The sequence below is a fragment of the Terrimonas ginsenosidimutans genome, from assembly GCF_022012415.1.
GTDB classification, from domain to species: domain Bacteria; phylum Bacteroidota; class Bacteroidia; order Chitinophagales; family Chitinophagaceae; genus Terrimonas_A; species Terrimonas_A ginsenosidimutans.
The window spans coordinates 150,514-167,152 of the sequence record NZ_JAKLTR010000003.1 but is presented as its reverse complement, the minus strand read 5'-3'; the positions used below and the strand labels follow the sequence as shown (position 1 = coordinate 167,152).

The window sequence follows — 16,639 nt, the reverse complement described above, 5'->3', positions numbered from 1 at the left end:
GCCCGCCTGCTTCAGCCAGGATCAGCAAACAAACAACCGTCTCAAACATACAAACAACATCAAAGCTTCGCCAAAGAACGTAAAACATCTTCCTACCTCTATATAAACAGCGCATCCCCTGCCCGCTTACTTCCTCAACTTAGTTCCAAACTATTACCGCATGCCCGCAGCCCGCATAATGCTTGTTCCGTGCCTGATGCTTTTCGCCCTTGTTTCATCCGCACAGAAGCAGATAGAGATAATGCAACCCAAAAAAGAATTCGATATTCAACTTGCCTCAAAAATGCTGAATGAAGGCACCTCTGAAATCAAAGGGTATGCCTATTATGAGGAAAGAACGCCGATCGGCATAAAGGTCGGGGAAACGATCTATGGCAGGGTGGGTGTTGTCGTTTCCCTGTATCCTCTCACACCCTACATTGAAGAATACCTGAGTCTTAAAAAAAGAAATAAAGAAGGAAAACGTATTGCAACGATCTCGTCACTGGCAAACTGTTACCGGATTGAAAGCAAGATCTACTCTCAAAAAGGTGAATTTCTTTTTGTAGGCCTGGCTGCAGGCAAATATTATCTTGAATCACTTGTTCATTTCCCGTCCGGCATTGGCGGACGTGAGGTGTCAGCTATTGTCGAGATCAAAAACAATGGCGACAAAGCAGAATGCAAGCTCAAATACATTTACTAATTCTTATCATTCTACTATGAGATCAATATTAATCATACTATTTACGGTACTTAGCGCAGCTACTCATGCGCAAGTGGTCAGAATTCCTGATCCGAAATTCAAACAACGTGTCATATCTCTCGGTTATGATAAAAATGACGACAACCAGATACAGTTGACAGAAGCGCAAGCCGTAACCAGCCTCTACCTGAATGACCTTGATATCGTCAATATGGAAGGTATCAACAGTTTTACAAACCTGGAAGAACTCGGGGTATACAATAACAAGCTCACCGCCCTCGATGTTTCCAAACTGAAAAAACTAAAATACCTGTACGCCTTCAATAACAGGATCAAAGAGCTGAACATTACTGGTCTCACGAAGCTGGAACATCTCTTCGTCCAGGATAATATATTCATCACCTCACTGGATGTTTCAAAACTCACCGCTCTGAAAGAACTGAATTTTAATGGCAACAGACTTGTGAAACTTGATCTGACAGGACTGGCTGTACTCGAAAAAATTGACGGGAAAGACAACAACCTTGAGACAATATCTTTGAGAGAGGCCCCACAAATAAAACATGTCGACCTGAAAAACAATCCGCTTAAGGTGACGATCGACATCCGCGGGCTCACAAACCTGGAATATCTGAACCTCGAAGGATCTCAATTATTATTCCTGAATTTCAGTGGAACAATACGCCTGAAAGAATATTACTGGTAATATTACGCGACCTGTTATGGCAGGTCAGTTTGCAAATTCCATAAGTCTTTTTTTTGAACAAAATATTTTTGTGCTAACACGCTGATCAAAAGGAATTAATACAGAAATATTTTTTTAAACCTTGCCGCAGGTCACTACAAGACTGGCATTGGAATATGATTTTTATAATTTTGCCAGATGAATGGCAATGAAAGTTTAGAAGACTTCTATCGTTCGAAGTTGAATCACGTACCCGAAAATCTCAAGCAAGGCATTGGTCACTTTAATGTTTTTAAAGTGGAGGACTATGCCGGCCCACACAAAAATCCTGTTCCCTACAGCAGACGCGACTATTACAAGATCACATTGATCAAAGGACGTAACCGCTATCACTATGCTGACAAGACCGTTGAGATCAAATCCAGGTCGCTCCTTTTTACCAACCCCATGATCCCTTACAACTGGGAGCCTATTGATGATGAGCAAACAGGTTACTTCTGTATTTTTACACAAGACTTCCTGAACAGTTTCGGTTCGTTTAAAGAATACCCCATCTTTCAACCCGGAGCAACGCCGCTTTACGAGTTGAGTGCGGATGAATTCAAACAAACAGAAAGTTTGTTTGAGCAAATGTTCTCCGAAATCGGCTCTTCCTATGCATTCAAACTGGACCTGATCAGAACGCTCGTGATCCAGCTGATCCATACAGCAATGAAACTGCAGCCGGCAGATTCGACCCCGGTAAACATTCAGCATGCAAATGACCGCATCACCGCGCTTTTCGCCGAGCTTCTTGAAAGACAATTCCTGATCGAATCTCCCCTGCAAAGGATGAAGCTGCGGAGCCCGGCAGACTTCGCGCTGAACATGTCGATCCATATTAACCACCTCAACCGTTGCCTCAAATCAATCACCGGCAAAACAACCAGCCAGCTGATCGCGGAAAGAATACTGCAGGAGGCACGGGTATTGTTAAAACACACCGACTGGAATATATCGCAGATAGGATACTGCCTCGGGTTTGACGAACCTTCGCACTTCATCACCTTCTTCCGTAAAAACGTACAGCTTACCCCAAAAGCATTCCGAAACACGAATGAACACGAATGACCGCTAACGAACACGGATACGGGATTGTTTTTTGTTTTATACTATAAGCATAACAAAACCCCAGTCACCGCATAAAGCAGAATAGATCGCTTGGAAAAGATCCTCGAAAAGATCTGCTAAAATGTACAACCGGCGTAATGCCCTCTCTTTTCTGAACAGCAGCAGCGCTGCCCGTTTTCGAATAGAACCAATCGCGTGATATTATCAATATCTCTTCAGCTGGTGACCGATGGGCTGGTTCAATAACTGTTGTTCTCAAGACCAGACATACGAATTCGCGAAACCGTTCGTTTAACATACATCCTCCGGCCCTGCCTACCTCCTGGACAAATTTTAAACCTTAAATCAAACTGCTATGAGATTCACATTTCTTGTGTCTTTCCTGTTTGCTGTATGCCTTAATGTTGCCGGGCAAATCTCGGAAGAGACCTATCCTAAAACCCTTTGGTGCGAAAACGATACGTTTACCATTGCATATAAAGGTTTCGACAGGAAATTCCCCCGGAAGGTCAGCAGTACAACCGAATCTGACAGCGGAACCGATGCTACAATGGATGATTATGCAACACTGTATTACGGTAAAGACAGCATCAGGATCAAATACCACAATCGGGTTCCTTACGGACAAAATGTCTATTTCAATATTGAATCGCCAAAGGGAAAAACCAGGTTCCGCCTTCATTTCAATGAAATAAACTGCTATTTTCCCCCGGATTATATAAAGAAAAATACAGGCAGTATACAGTTCGATATTCCAGAAAGTTATGAACTGGCCAATATCATCTGGACGCTTTCTCCGGGCGGCCAGCGCGCAACTGACCTTAATAAACAAAATGATTACTTTAAAGAAGTAGCGGCTTATTTCAAACCATGGATGGATCATCCGGTTCTTAAATCCCTCGATTTCCCGGATAGCATCTATTACGATAAATACTACCAGTTCAGGGAAAACAGTTTTGCATTCAATTTTGATAAAACCTTAAAAAATAACCGCCTGCTGTTCAATGGTCCGTATTATTATGTTTTCGGGGATGAACTGGCCGATAGTAGTTTGTTTGGGAAAATGAAACCCCTGGCAGAAGACTTCGCCGCCAAATCTAAGTTCCGGGAGTTCTATCAAAAGCATCTCCTTTATTACAAAAAAGCGATTGCGAGACAACAACAGCTGTTGCCGGTAAGACAAATGTGGACATGGCTGGAGGGTCAATTTCCCGGAAGACAGTTTCAATCATACCGCATTGTATTTTCACCGCTGATCGGAGGCTCGCACAGTACACAACAGTACCATGCAAAAAGCAACGATGGATGGTTTTCAGAAAACGTTATGTTCATCTGTGGAACTGATCGTTATGACAGCGTGACTACTTACACAGAAAAGCAGCGTGAAGGTTTGATGTCTGGCATTGTGTTCACAGAGATCGATCATAATTATGTAAACCCGACAACTTCCAAATTCCGGGCAACTGTTGACAGTATCTTCTCCAACCGGGATTACTGGGTGAAGCCAGGCATCAGCAAAGGTTATTATGGCAGCCCTTCCTCCGTATTCAATGAATACATGACACAGGCCGCATTTTGCCTTTATGTGGATGATGATTATGATAAAGAAACGGCGGATCTTGTCATACAAAAGCGGGAAGAAATGATGGCCGGCCCGCGCAATTTCAGCAAGTTCCGCGAGTTCAACCAAGAGCTGATGAAACTCTTTAAGGGAAATAAGCCAAAAAAACTGGTAGATCTGTATCCGGCAATACTGGAATGGTGTAAGAAACAGGGAAGTTAAACGGTCAATCTCCGGCATTTCATTGTAACTTGTAAACGAAAACAACCTCAATGAATTTCCTGCAAAGACTGGTCGCCGCATTTAAAGGCACCCGGGCTCCGGAGAACCCGATGCCGCAACGTACATTGAACCTGCAATATGAGATCCTTCCTGAAAATGCAGCTGCATTCGCAGAGCAGTTCGTAGAGATCATCCGCAATAATGAACGTGTAGGACTGAACTATACCATCGGCACGCTGGTTTTTGTAGACGATTTCCTTGAACGTTTTAACAAGAAGGGCGTTCCCCTTGACAAATTCGCGGAAACGATTTTTGTGGCAGGCTGCTATGTGGGACAAGTGATGATCTTTAACCACGGCGGGGAATGGATCAAAGAAGCAGATGCTAACGTTGCCAATGTACGGTTATCACCGATCGTATTGCGATTATCAAACGGACTGGTCGCAGACCCGCTTACACAAACGTTCAAACGTTTTACAAAAGGAAAATCAGAAAGCCTGATGCGCTTTTATCACGCGTTCACGCAAACTCCACAGTAGCGTATACTGACCAACTAAGATAGTTGACCTTCGTCAACAATCGTTATCCGCCTAATTTAGAAACGTAATGATCGCCTCATCATTTTTCGATGCAAGGGCAAATACTTCCTGTACCGATTCAAAGTATTCGCTCACATAATCCAATGCATAATCCTGCGACCAGATATTAGGATGTATGCCCATTTCACTCATCTTATCGCTATCAAATCCTTTTCGAAAATCTTCAGCGCTGATTGCTGCAAGCTTTTTATCCAGTTCTTTTACCTGATCAGGCGTAAGGTACTGAGCAGGGCCGTATCCGAGATCCTGTTGCTGATCTATTTGCTGGTTGCTGAATAAAGCTTTCCCAAGCGGATGATCCAGCTGCTCCAGATTCTGGCCTGTTAACAGGAATAAAATTCCTTCCCAGGATTGATCTATATCTACAAGACTGGCGTCTCCTTCTTCAATGGAATCCAGCCTTTCCTCCAGTCGCGAACTATCCTTCAAATAGCTGTCCAGTTCAGCTTCGCTAACGCGAAGTATATTAAAGATCATGCTCATGGCATATCAGTTTTGTAATGAGAATTTTGATAACGGTTAAATGCGGAAGCTATGTAAACCCTTCAATAAATAAATATTATTTCTTACATAATCCGACATCAGTTTTAAGAAGAATAAAGGTAGAAGAATGTTCTCCTTTTTATTATTTTAGACGAAATTTTTTCGTTGAACCTTTCCGAAGATCAAATACTCGCGCTTGCACCTGATGAACCTTCAAAAAAATCAGGCAAGGACCTTGCAAATCCCTCCAAATGGGTGACGAAAGGAATGAATGATAAAGCACTATGGGGAGAATGCCAGGGAAGTGGCAGCAAGCCTTATCAAACACAGATCGACATCAACAATATTGCCTTTAAGTGCTCATGTCCCAGCCGCAAATTCCCCTGCAAGCATGGGCTTGGTCTTTTGCTTCTGCACGCACGCCAACCGGCATTGTTTGGTACGGGCGAACCCCCATCCTGGGTTACCGAATGGCTGGATAAACGCGAACAAAAACAAGAGAAGCAAACGGAGAAAACAGATAAGCCGGTAGACGAAGCAGCTCAGGCCAAAAGGCAACAGGCGCGTCAGACAAAGGTGAGCGACGGCATTGAGGAACTGACAGCGTGGTTGAAAGACATCATACGCAACGGGATTGTGGGGATCCCTGACAAAGGAACTGCATTCTTCGAAAACATTTCACGCCGCATGATCGATGCACAGGCTCCCGGGCTGGCAGGTATGGTCCGCCTGCTTAGTGAAACTGATTTCTACACAGAAGGATGGCAATCAAAATTCATGGAACAGGTTGTAAAGATCTACCTGGTAATTTCCGGATACAGAAATGCCACTGCCGTACCGGAAGAATTGCAACAGGACCTGAGGGCATTTATCGGGTTCACCCAGAGTCAGGAAGAATTAAAAGAACAGACCGGCGTTCTGGATACCTGGCTCGTGCTGGGCAAACAATCTTCCGAAACCGATGGCATTGTTACAGAAAGATTCTGGCTGTTCGGTACAAAAACAAACCGATACGCCGTAGTACTGCAGTTTATTGTCCGCGGCCAGGGACTACAATTCAACTTTACTGCAGGAATGTTTGTAGAGGCTGAATTGGTCTTTTTCCCTTCAGCCGCTCCATTACGCGCACTTATCAAGAGACAGATCACTACATCAGCGGTTAACAGCATACAAAAATTCAACACCTGGCACTCGGTTCTTGAAGAAGAGACGAGGTTGAACAGTCTACTTCCTTTCCGGAGCGAGCGCCCTTACCTGGTCAGCAATCTCACTCTGGCGAGGTATAATGAACAATGGTGGCTTCGCGACAACGAAGGATATATGATGGCAGTAAAAGATCATTACCCTAATATCTGGGACCTCCTTGCTGTTTCCGGCATGCAACCACACGATATGGCCGTTGTAAGCAATGGTGTTCAATATGAACCATTGGGCATCTGGTTAAATGAGCAGTATAAAATGATATAAACAATGCAAGCCTGGGATGACATTATCAACATAGCCATGATAGGCACGGATAAAAAGCAACCGGACACCATCAGTGTCCCTGCTTCCCTTGCGGAAATAACTACCCGCATTATCACTGGCAGTGAAAAAAACAGGGAAGAACAGTTTCTACAGCTTGCCTCGCTGCTTTACAATTACCAGCGTTGTGGAATCTCTCCGCTCAAAAAAGAGACCGCAGGCACAGCAGCTCCCGTCGAAGAAAAAAAATATTGTAGTACCCACGCAGCACTGGCGTTAAGAGATGTGCTTCAGGACGATAATCACTCGCTGTTGCAATACTGGCTGGAGCGATGTGACAGCAGAACGCAGATTGCACCGGCCAGGTTCGTACCCGCCCTGCTGATCAACGGCGAGCGTAACAAAAAACTCCGGTTATTGATCAGCTCCTGCGTTGGAAAAAGGGGAGAATGGTTGTCTGGCTTCAATACCGCATGGGATTTTTCAGCCAAACAAACACAGGAAGAGATCTGGCAAACAGGTTCACTGGAAGAACGACAGGAAGTACTACAGCAAACACTCGTTACTGATCCGTTGAAAGCACGTGAGTGGATCCGTCAAACCTGGCAACAGGAAGATGCAGCAACCAAACTGGTCCTGTTAAGCATTCTTGCTCCATTTGCAGATGAATCTGACATAGATTTCCTGGAAGGCTTATCAAAAGAAAAAAGTAAAAAGCTCCAGCTTTTCGCACTCGAATCACTGAGAACGATCCCCGGCTCGCCCATCGTATTGATGTACGAATCATTTTTACGCTCTGCCGTCACAATACAAAAAGAAACCAGCATGCTGGGGTTTTCGAAGAAAAATACACTGCAGTGCAAACTGCCCGATGCAGTCAGTGAAGATTTATATAAAACCGGGATTGACAAACTTAGCAGCGATAAGACCTGGACAGATGATGAATATGTCGTGTTTCAGGTAATGCAATATGTCCCTCCATCATTCTGGGAGAAAACGTTTCAATTATCGGCAGAGGCGCTCCTTGAATTATTTGAAAAAACAGACACGGGGAAAAAACTTCTTCCCGCGCTGACAAAAGCTGCAGCAAATTTCCGCGACCGCAACTGGGCCAATGTTATCGCGCAGCGAAGATCCGTTTTTCAAAAAGAATTGCTTCCCTTACTTCCGCTTGCCCCGCGTGATTCATACATCAATCATTTCTTTGCAAAAAACATCAACGATGTGATGGATTATGCAAAGGAGACCGATGAACCGTGGAGCATGGAAATGACAAGGCTGATCCTGCGGGAAGCTGCTAAAAAGCCCTACCCTTACGTCGGTTTTTTTCAGAAAGTAATAGCTCAAATACCTGTTGCGGTTTCAACAGAACTATCTTCCTACCCGGTTTCAGAAGATCAGTACTCAAGATCCCTTTGGTCAGGCATGAGTGAAGAGATCAGCCGTACACTAGCCATCAAGAATCAAATCAACAACGCATTTACCATTTAAAATAACAGTCATGTCATCAATCTTACGACAGCATGCAGAAGATCTATACGCACAGGAACTGGAAGAGATCCGCAAACAGGATGACGAGAAGAAACCCACAAACTGGAAACTGTCGCCGCAAGCGGTAGTCCTTTATCTCGTTGGCGGCAAACTTAAAAATGGTTTTGAGGTCTCACCAAAATACATCGGCAGCAAACGGCTGATGGAAATTGCTGTGGCAACGTTAACCACCGACCGGGCTTTGTTGCTATACGGTTTACCCGGTACAGCCAAAAGCTGGGTCAGCGAGCATCTCGCGGCTGCGATCAGCGGAGATTCAACCCTGATCATACAGGGAACGGCGGGAACGGGCGAAGAAGCCGTCCGCTACGGATGGAACTATGCCAAACTACTGGCGGAAGGTCCATCAGAGAAAGCACTCGTTGAAACACCCGTAATGAGGGCGATGAAAGACGGTAAGATCGCTCGTATAGAAGAGCTCACCCGCATCGGAGCAGACGTACAGGATACACTGATCACTATTCTTTCCGAAAAAACATTACCAGTCCCTGAATTGAATACAGAGATACAGGCGGTAAAGGGATTCAATATTATTGCTACTGCCAATAACCGGGACAAGGGTGTGAATGAATTATCAAGTGCATTGAAACGCCGGTTCAATACAGTGATCCTTCCCGTTCCAGATTCCATCGATGAAGAGATCGATATCGTAAGACGAAGAGTGGAAAGTTTTGAAAAAGTAATGGAATTGCCGGCAGAAAAACCGGCTTTGCAGGAGATCCGCCGCATCGTAACGATCTTCCGCGAATTACGCAGCGGCGTAACACTGGATGGCAAAACAAAGATCAAGATCCCAACAGGCACATTGAGCACAGCGGAAGCAATTTCTGTAGTGAACAACGGCCTGGCAATGGCCGCTTATTTTGGAGACGGACAAATTAAAGCCGCCGACCTTGCTGCGGGCATACTGGGTGCCGTAGTCAAAGATCCTGTTCAGGATAAGATCGTTTGGCAGGAATATCTCGAAACAGTTGTCAAGCCACGTGACGAATGGAAAGATGTGTACAGAGCCTGCAGGGATCTTCCTTCCATGTAGAGCTGACGATCGATGACTCGTCTGGCGGGAATTTAACGCCACAAACGAGGTGCTGAATTTCCTGTAATCAGATCCTGTATTCCGGCAAACGGTCATCGAACAATTACCGTTCACTCTTAACCAAGCAGTTCATGGCAATACACATACTAGGCATACGGCACCATGGCCCCGGCTCCGCGCGGAATGTGAAAGCATTCCTGGAAGCCAACAAGCCGGATATCGTACTGGTAGAAGGCCCACCCGAAGCAGATGAGATCCTTTCCATGGCAACAGATACGGAATTAAAACCACCGGTCGCGATCCTCTGCTATCAGCCGGATGCTCCCCAACATTCCTCCTTCTACCCCTTCGCAGATTTTTCACCCGAATGGCAGGCCATTCTTTATGCAAAAAGAAATAATATCCATGTAAGATTCATGGATCTGCCCGTTTGCAATTTGTTCCCGCTTCGCAGGCCAAACCCGGAGGAGCCATCACAAGACCTCTCCGGTAAAGGCAGTGATACCGTCAATAACGTTTCCGAAGAGACGACAACAGAGGAAGAAGAACAGGGTATAACCATTCAGATCAAAAAAGATCCGGTCACTTATCTCGCTGAAGCGGCAGGTTATGACGATGGAGAAAAATGGTGGGAGCATATGTTCGAACACCGTATCGGAAACGAAGAGGTATTTGAAGCGATCAACGAAGCGATGGGGACACTAAGAGAACTTCTCCCCGAAAAAGAAGATCGCATTGAACAGGCGCGGGAAGCCCATATGCGAAAAATGATCCGGCAGGCTGAACGCGAAATGTTCCAGAATATCGTTGTCATTTGTGGTGCCTGGCATGCTCCCGCACTGATCAATATGCCTTCGCAAAAACAGGATAATGATATCTTAAAAGGATTGTCAAAAGTAAAAATAGATTGTACCTGGATCCCCTGGACTTACAACCGCCTTAGCTATACCAGCGGCTACGGTGCCGGCGTATTCTCCCCGGGATGGTATGAACATGTCTGGCAACATCCGGAAGATGATGGAACCCTATGGATGGCTAAAGTGGCAAAACTTTTTCGCCAGAAACAAATGGACACCTCGGTTGCACACGTGATAGAGGCAGTTCGTTTGGCAGAATCTCTCGCTTCGCTCCGGCAACTCCCTAAAGCAGGCCTTGACGAACTGAATGAGGCAACCTTAAGTGTATTATGTAATGGAGAGTCTATACTTCTCAGCCTTGTGAACCGGGAATTGGTGATCAGCGACAGGCTTGGACAGGTCCCCGATACGATCCCTAAACCGCCGCTGCAGGTAGATATAGAAAAGACCCAGAAAAGACTCCGGCTGCCGGCAACAGCAGACTGGAAAGACTATACACTTGATCTGCGTAAAGAGAATGACCTGGAACGAAGCATACTTCTTCATCGCTTACGATTGCTGAACATTAACTGGGGACAGGCATCTGCCTCCTCCGGGAAAGGAACATTCAAAGAGCAATGGCGTTTACAGTGGCAGCCGGAATTTTCCATTGAGATCATCGAGAAAGGAACATATGGCAATACAACAGAAGAAGCCGCAGCTACGTTCGTGGAAGAACAAAGCGCGCAGGCTACTTCCCTCAAAGTTGTTTGCTCCCTGTTGGAGGAAAGCATTCCCGCAGAACTCCCCAAAGCAGTAGAAGCACTTATCAAACAAATCAACACCCTCGCGGCAGCGAGTGGTGATGTGATCCAATTAATGGAAGTGGTTCCGGGACTGGTAAGTGTTACGCGTTATGGTAATGTCCGCAAAACAGACGCGGAGCTGGTTTCCGGCATTGCCACAAGCATGATCACGCGCATATGTATCAGCCTGCCTGCCGCCTGTACGGGTATAGATGATGAAAGCGCTACGAATCTTGTCGGTCTTCTCGCTACCCTGAATGATTCAGTGAGCCTTTTACAGAATGAAGAGGTCAGCCGTCAGTGGCAGCAAACCCTGACAACAGTTGCGGAGAATAACAACACCGCTGCGATCATTGCAGGTTATGCAACCCGTTTGCTCGCAGATTATAAAATACTCGAAGGAGAAGCACTGGTAAAGGCGTTTTATTATGCGATGTCAACCGCATCTGTTCCGGCAGCTGCAGCTGCATGGCTCGAAGGTTTTCTAAAAGGAAGCGGAACCCTTCTGCTGCTGGACAATGATATCTGGAATATTGTACATCAATGGATCGGGCAGCTGGAAGAAGAATCATTTACCCAGGTATTACCGCTACTGCGACGAAGCGTTGCTGAATTCACTCCAGCTGAACGCAGAAAACTTGGCGAGAAAGCAAAAACAGGAAACGTAACAACTATACGCGCAAGGGAAACCGATATAGACGAAGAAAGAGCGATGAAGGGGATTCCCGTGATACTACAATTACTCGGTCATAACAATAACTAAATGCAGCAAGATCAGGCATTAAAAAGATGGAGATTGATCCTCGGCGGTAAAAGTGACGGAACAGGAGTTTCGCTTACAGGCAATGAACTGAAAATGGATCAGACACTGGAGGCGTTGTATGACAACGAGCGGACCGGAGGCCTTGGCCCTTCCTCTCCAAATGTCAGCCGCTGGCTTGGCGATATCCGAAGCTTCTTTCCGAACACTGTTGTGCAGGTAATGCAAACCGATGCCGTAAAACGCCTCAACCTTACACAGATGCTGCTGGAAAAGGAGATGCTGGAAAATGTGCAGGCCGATGTGCATATGGTTGCCACCTTAATGACCTTAAGCAAAGTGATCCCGGAGAAGACAAAAGATACAGCCCGTCAGGTGGTGAAGAAAGTAGTCGACGATCTTTTGCAAAAACTTTCGCAACCGATGCAACAGGCTATTGCGGGAAGCCTGAACCGCTCGGCCAGAAACCGTCGTCCGCGTCATAACGAGATCAACTGGCATGAAACCATCAAAAAGAACCTGAAGCATTATCAACCTGAATACAAAACGATCATTCCGGAAACAAGGATCGGTTATGGCCGCAAGCGTACGGCATTGAAAGACGTGGTACTTTGCCTTGATCAAAGCGGATCGATGGGAACTTCCGTTGTTTACTCCGGCATCTTTGGTTCGGTGATGGCCTCTATCCCTTCGGTAAAAACAAAGATGGTGGTATTCGATACAACCGTGGCAGATCTTACAGAAGAGCTTGCGGACCCGGTTGACCTGTTATTTGGTGTACAACTTGGCGGCGGAACGGATATACATGCGGCGCTAAGTTATTGCCAGCAGATCATCACCCGACCGGCCGATACGGTGATGGTATTGATCACAGATCTTTATGAAGGCGGTGACGAAGCAGGCATGCGGAAGAAAGCAGCGGAGATGGTTTCAGCTGGAGTACAGCTGGTGGTGTTGCTGGCATTGAATGATGATGGAGCGCCGGCATACGATCATGCAAATGCAAAATTCCTTGCGGACCTGGGTGTACCGGTATTTGCATGTACACCGGATAAATTTCCTGATCTGATGGCGGCGGCCCTATCAAAGCAGGATATCAGTCTTTGGGCGGCAAAAGAAGATCTATCAATAAAAAAATAACCCCTGACCAGTATGGCATTCACCCTCCAGCAAGTAGACGAAACTCTGAAAAGCGAGATCGGAACTGTTGGTTATGGCAATCTCTACGATAGCTTTCATTCCAGCGACAACTATAATTATGTCATGGATTATCTTACCGGAAGAACCAATACACTTGCGTCTCCCAAACAGGATGTTTCCCTGTATGTTTGCGTTCTTTTATTAAAGTTGCTGGAAGATATTGAAAACCCTTCCGCTAATGATCGCCTGATCATCGACCTCGTTCAGCATCCCTACTATGCCCCTTTAATAACTCCCCACTTTATCTCCTGGCTGTATCAGTATGCGATCCGAAAGGACACAGTCAGCGCGTTGAATGCAGTTCAAACCTATCTGTCACAATATGGAATGAACAGTTCAAACCTGTTTTCCGGATTGATGCAATATCCGCAGGATGCAATGCCCACCTCAAAAAAGAGCGATGGCGCAGTGAAAGCATTTCTCACAACCTATCTTCAAAAAAGCAAACAGTTGCCATCGCTTCAGGCATTTATGGCTTATTCTCCCGGTAGATGGACCTGGAGCCATTTTCATTTAATAGAAGAAGTGCGGCCGGATTTCATTCCGGAATATATCAGGGAATGCATACTGGCCGATGATTGGAAAACATTGATAAAATTCATTGACCACAAGGAGGGCGCATATCTTTCTGTCATTGCTGAATTCCTCAAAACCAATGACCAGGATGATGCAAGATTGCTTCAAAAGAAACTTGACGCTGCTTTTCGATTATATGAATTATCCCCGGATAACTGGAAAAGTCTGGTGACAGACCTCGCGAAAACGTACCTGACATATCAGATAAATTTTTATGACAAGTGGGAGTATGGAACACATTTCGGAGTCTTTAACGGAGAGCAGATCGGATATTTAAAATACAGCTCTTTTGCTTATCTGGTATTATTGACATTTGACCGTATCTCCGCCACAACGTTACTGGATCACAGCGCGAAACGAAAGATCCGGTTAAGCGAAGAAACCTTCAGGATCATTCATCAACAACTCGGAAAAGATGCCTTTCCGTATATGGAGCAGGCATTACTGGACGGAAGTGCCGATATAGATTTACAACGGGAACTGATCAATCTGCTTGGACATCAGAGTGCAGGTCACCACCTGGCCCTGCTGTGGAAACTTACCTCCAGCAAACCGAAAGCGATAAAAGAACTGGTGGCTCAATCGCTGGTAGCCGGCGACCCTGACGCTGAGCAAAAAGCCATAAGCCTGCTGAAACAGCGAAACGCAGATTCGCGGCATACCGCTGCGCTGATCCTCTCGTTGACAGGTAGCCAAAGTGCGCTTCAGGCGATCCGCAGCGTCCTCGACCTGGAAAAAAATGATAACACCCGGGATGTTCTGCTGGAAGCACTTGCTGCTACAATTCCTGCGGCCGCAGATCAGGAATATCTTACTGCCGTGGTCGAAGCAGCCAAACTCCGTGGGCGCCTTGAAAAACCTGCTGAAGAATGGATGGACGAAGCCAAACTACCCGCGTTGTTTGACCTTTCCGGAAACCAACTCAATGCAGATACGGTAAGATTTCTTTTTTACAGGATGAGCCGTGTAAAAACAATGCGTTCAGATATTGAAGTAAAACCCATCCTGCAGATCATTGACAGGAAAAGGTCGGGCGCATTTGCATCGTCGCTGATGAATCAGTACATGGACTCCGGTGCAAAAGCTGATCAGAAATATGCGCTCGCCCTTACCGCCTTATTAGGAGATGACCCAGTGATCGACAAAATAAAAGCCGCGATCAATCGCTGGATCGATGAAAGCCGCTGGAAAATGGCAGAAATGGGCATCGGCGCTCTTGCTTTGCAGGGAAGTGATAAAGCACTCCGTTGGGTGGAATGGTACAGCCGTAAATACAAGAACAAAAAAGCAAATGTCGGCGCCGCGGCATTGACTGCACTGGAAACGGCAGCAGAAGAACTCGGCATCAGCACACATGAACTCGGCGACAGGATCGTTCCCGATTTTGGATTCGACGGATTATTCAGGCATTTCACCATTGAAGGCGAAGAATTCCGTGCCTTTATCGACAGCAAATTCAAGATCGCGTTTTTTAATGACGATAATAAAAAGCTCAAAGCGATCCCCGCATCGGCTTCCGCCGAACTGAAAGATGAATTCAAAGCAATTGCGAAAGAGGTACGCGATATTGTAAAATCACAATCACCAAGGCTGGAGTATTATCTACAGATACAAAGAAAATGGACAATGGAACAGTGGGAGCAATTCTTCCTGCGGAACCCTGTCATGTTCATTTATGCAACGAAAATACTTTGGGGCGTGTATGACGAAAAGGGGAAATTAGTTCAAACATTTTTATGCAATGAAGACACCAGCCTGATCGATGTGAACAGCGAAGAGATCTCTCTGAATGAAAACGCGCTGATCGGAATCATTCACCCAACAGAGCTTGAGCCATCACTTCTCCATCAATGGAAGCAACTTTTCTTCGACCTGTCCATCGACGCAGTCTTCCCGCAATTGGAACGCTTGTCTGTTGAACTGACCAGTGAAGAAATGAATGCGAAGATCATTCGACGCTATGATGGTAAAAAAACCGTTACAGGCTCTATCCGCAGTACCTTAGAACGATTTGGCTGGCGAGCAGGGCCAGCGCTCGATGGCGGCATGATCGACACGTTCTATCTTATACATACAACGCTAAAACTGGAAGCCATGCTGAAAGTTGAAGGCGTCGGCGCAGGTTTCGGATGGACGCAGGATGAAAGTCTTGGACCTTTGTTTATCGTCCGGCAGGAAAAGATAAAAAGCCGTTACTACTATCACCCGAAAGATGAGAATGACGAAGCATTGGTCACACCAAAAGATTTACCACCAATCTTCCTGAGTGAAATGCTGGCCGCAGTCGAAGCCATAAAACTAAAAGAAGAATGACCGTCAACAAGAGAATATACTTTTGAAATACTTCCTTTCCGCTATTCCGCTTCAGGTTTATTTTTTACCGTGATGGCGGAAAGAACTGCATTAAACGCCTCTTACTTCCGCTGCCAGGTTAGTTAGATTGAAACATTCATTTACCAGGTTTACATTGCCTTTGACAGACCTCTTTCCCGGCATGTCCCGCATTAACGCCCGTTAGCAAAACCCACCGTTAACGCCCCCATTAACCAATCGTTTACATATCTTAAGGCATGCCCTATTCTTTCCCGCCACAATCTTTTCTATTTTTGATTTCAAATGAAAATAGCAGTATTCATCATCACCCTTTGCATGTTCCTGATCGGTGGCGCCGACCGGGCCTGCGCCGGTTACCGGTCCAAAGGTTGCTGCTATACCCGTACCTATCATCACGAGATTGACGCCAAACGGAATGATCTTGCTTCCGTTCTTAAGGCAAATCAGCCAACAATAGATATTGATACGGAACTGCTCATCGCAGACGAACTCGAAGAAGAATGCAACGACGCCAATAACCGGAGATCAAAATTCGCCTGGTACCATTCCTTCATTGCTGATGACAACGCAGATAATTCCGGCCTCACTATAATTGGTACAGCCCCTTCATACTGGCCAAAACAATCCGACAAGTATATACATCAGCGCGTCTTCAAGATCTGAGCTCCCCTCTTCCGGTTTGTACACATCCTGCACAAACTGATCACTCCATTATTTACAGACCTCTAACG

The 16,639-nt window shown here is 45.8% G+C and carries 13 protein-coding genes; 12 read left to right on the top strand and 1 reads right to left on the bottom strand.

Going from position 1 to position 16,639, the window contains the following annotated elements:
- Nucleotides 1–160 precede the first annotated feature (160 nt).
- The 5 genes from LZZ85_RS05795 (at nt 161) to LZZ85_RS05775 (ending at nt 4,802) form a co-directional block, all read left to right on the top strand.
- Nucleotides 161–685 carry a hypothetical protein gene (locus LZZ85_RS05795; RefSeq protein ID WP_237869529.1) on the top strand — a complete coding sequence of 175 codons (525 nt, stop codon included), beginning with the start codon at nt 161–163 and terminating at the stop codon, nt 683–685.
- 16 nt (nt 686–701) lie between these two features.
- Nucleotides 702–1,391 carry a leucine-rich repeat domain-containing protein gene (locus tag LZZ85_RS05790; protein ID WP_237869527.1) on the top strand — a complete coding sequence of 230 codons (690 nt, stop codon included), beginning with the start codon at nt 702–704 and terminating at the stop codon, nt 1,389–1,391.
- 177 nt (nt 1,392–1,568) lie between these two features.
- The gene (locus LZZ85_RS05785; protein WP_237869525.1) at nt 1,569–2,480 is read left to right on the top strand and encodes a helix-turn-helix domain-containing protein; all 912 of its coding nucleotides are present in this window, start codon (nt 1,569–1,571) and stop codon (nt 2,478–2,480) included.
- A 355-nt stretch (nt 2,481–2,835) separates the two neighbouring features.
- Nucleotides 2,836–4,263: a DUF4932 domain-containing protein gene (locus tag LZZ85_RS05780; protein WP_237869523.1), complete on the top strand. Its 1,428-nt coding sequence runs from the start codon at nt 2,836–2,838 to the stop codon at nt 4,261–4,263.
- Between the two features lie 50 nt (nt 4,264–4,313).
- Nucleotides 4,314–4,802 carry a hypothetical protein gene (locus tag LZZ85_RS05775; RefSeq protein WP_237869521.1) on the top strand — a complete coding sequence of 163 codons (489 nt, stop codon included), beginning with the start codon at nt 4,314–4,316 and terminating at the stop codon, nt 4,800–4,802.
- Between the two features lie 51 nt (nt 4,803–4,853).
- Here the strand turns inward: LZZ85_RS05775 and LZZ85_RS05770 are convergent, their stop codons facing one another.
- Nucleotides 4,854–5,345 (bottom strand): YfbM family protein, encoded by a 492-nt coding sequence (locus LZZ85_RS05770; RefSeq protein ID WP_237869519.1) that lies wholly within the window; start codon nt 5,343–5,345, stop codon nt 4,854–4,856.
- 165 nt (nt 5,346–5,510) lie between these two features.
- Here LZZ85_RS05770 and LZZ85_RS05765 point away from each other — a divergent pair, with 165 nt between their 5' ends.
- The 7 genes from LZZ85_RS05765 to LZZ85_RS05735 all read left to right on the top strand — a co-directional run bounded on the left by LZZ85_RS05765 (nt 5,511) and on the right by LZZ85_RS05735 (nt 16,571).
- Nucleotides 5,511–6,812 carry an SWIM zinc finger family protein gene (locus tag LZZ85_RS05765; protein WP_237869517.1) on the top strand — a complete coding sequence of 434 codons (1,302 nt, stop codon included), beginning with the start codon at nt 5,511–5,513 and terminating at the stop codon, nt 6,810–6,812.
- A 3-nt stretch (nt 6,813–6,815) separates the two neighbouring features.
- Nucleotides 6,816–8,300 carry a DUF5691 domain-containing protein gene (locus LZZ85_RS05760; RefSeq protein ID WP_237869515.1) on the top strand — a complete coding sequence of 495 codons (1,485 nt, stop codon included), beginning with the start codon at nt 6,816–6,818 and terminating at the stop codon, nt 8,298–8,300.
- A gap of 10 nt (nt 8,301–8,310) precedes the next feature.
- The gene (locus tag LZZ85_RS05755) at nt 8,311–9,396 is read left to right on the top strand and encodes an ATP-binding protein (protein ID WP_237869513.1); all 1,086 of its coding nucleotides are present in this window, start codon (nt 8,311–8,313) and stop codon (nt 9,394–9,396) included.
- Nucleotides 9,397–9,527: 131 nt separating this feature from the next.
- Nucleotides 9,528–11,801, top strand: coding sequence for a DUF5682 family protein (locus LZZ85_RS05750; protein WP_237869511.1), 2,274 nt, complete (start codon nt 9,528–9,530; stop codon nt 11,799–11,801).
- The gene (locus tag LZZ85_RS05745) at nt 11,802–12,938 is read left to right on the top strand and encodes a VWA domain-containing protein (protein ID WP_237869509.1); all 1,137 of its coding nucleotides are present in this window, start codon (nt 11,802–11,804) and stop codon (nt 12,936–12,938) included.
- A 12-nt stretch (nt 12,939–12,950) separates the two neighbouring features.
- On the top strand, nt 12,951–15,887 hold the full coding sequence (locus LZZ85_RS05740) for a DUF4132 domain-containing protein (RefSeq protein ID WP_237869507.1): 2,937 nt from the start codon (nt 12,951–12,953) through the stop codon (nt 15,885–15,887).
- 303 nt (nt 15,888–16,190) lie between these two features.
- The gene (locus LZZ85_RS05735) at nt 16,191–16,571 is read left to right on the top strand and encodes a hypothetical protein (RefSeq protein WP_237869505.1); all 381 of its coding nucleotides are present in this window, start codon (nt 16,191–16,193) and stop codon (nt 16,569–16,571) included.
- Nucleotides 16,572–16,639: the final 68 nt, after the last annotated feature.

What these genes read in the sequence shown, in the direction of transcription:
- LZZ85_RS05795 (WP_237869529.1), top strand. Translation starts at nt 161, where the DNA reads ATGCCCGCAGCCCGCATAATGCTTGTTCCGTGCCTGATGCTTTTCGCC.
- LZZ85_RS05755 (WP_237869513.1), top strand. Translation starts at nt 8,311, where the DNA reads ATGTCATCAATCTTACGACAGCATGCAGAAGATCTATACGCACAGGAA.
- LZZ85_RS05770 (WP_237869519.1), bottom strand. Translation starts at nt 5,345, where the DNA reads ATGAGCATGATCTTTAATATACTTCGCGTTAGCGAAGCTGAACTGGAC.
- LZZ85_RS05760 (WP_237869515.1), top strand. Translation starts at nt 6,816, where the DNA reads ATGCAAGCCTGGGATGACATTATCAACATAGCCATGATAGGCACGGAT.
- LZZ85_RS05750 (WP_237869511.1), top strand. Translation starts at nt 9,528, where the DNA reads ATGGCAATACACATACTAGGCATACGGCACCATGGCCCCGGCTCCGCG.
- LZZ85_RS05735 (WP_237869505.1), top strand. Translation starts at nt 16,191, where the DNA reads ATGAAAATAGCAGTATTCATCATCACCCTTTGCATGTTCCTGATCGGT.
- LZZ85_RS05780 (WP_237869523.1), top strand. Translation starts at nt 2,836, where the DNA reads ATGAGATTCACATTTCTTGTGTCTTTCCTGTTTGCTGTATGCCTTAAT.
- LZZ85_RS05740 (WP_237869507.1), top strand. Translation starts at nt 12,951, where the DNA reads ATGGCATTCACCCTCCAGCAAGTAGACGAAACTCTGAAAAGCGAGATC.
- LZZ85_RS05745 (WP_237869509.1), top strand. Translation starts at nt 11,802, where the DNA reads ATGCAGCAAGATCAGGCATTAAAAAGATGGAGATTGATCCTCGGCGGT.
- LZZ85_RS05785 (WP_237869525.1), top strand. Translation starts at nt 1,569, where the DNA reads ATGAATGGCAATGAAAGTTTAGAAGACTTCTATCGTTCGAAGTTGAAT.
- LZZ85_RS05790 (WP_237869527.1), top strand. Translation starts at nt 702, where the DNA reads ATGAGATCAATATTAATCATACTATTTACGGTACTTAGCGCAGCTACT.
- LZZ85_RS05775 (WP_237869521.1), top strand. Translation starts at nt 4,314, where the DNA reads ATGAATTTCCTGCAAAGACTGGTCGCCGCATTTAAAGGCACCCGGGCT.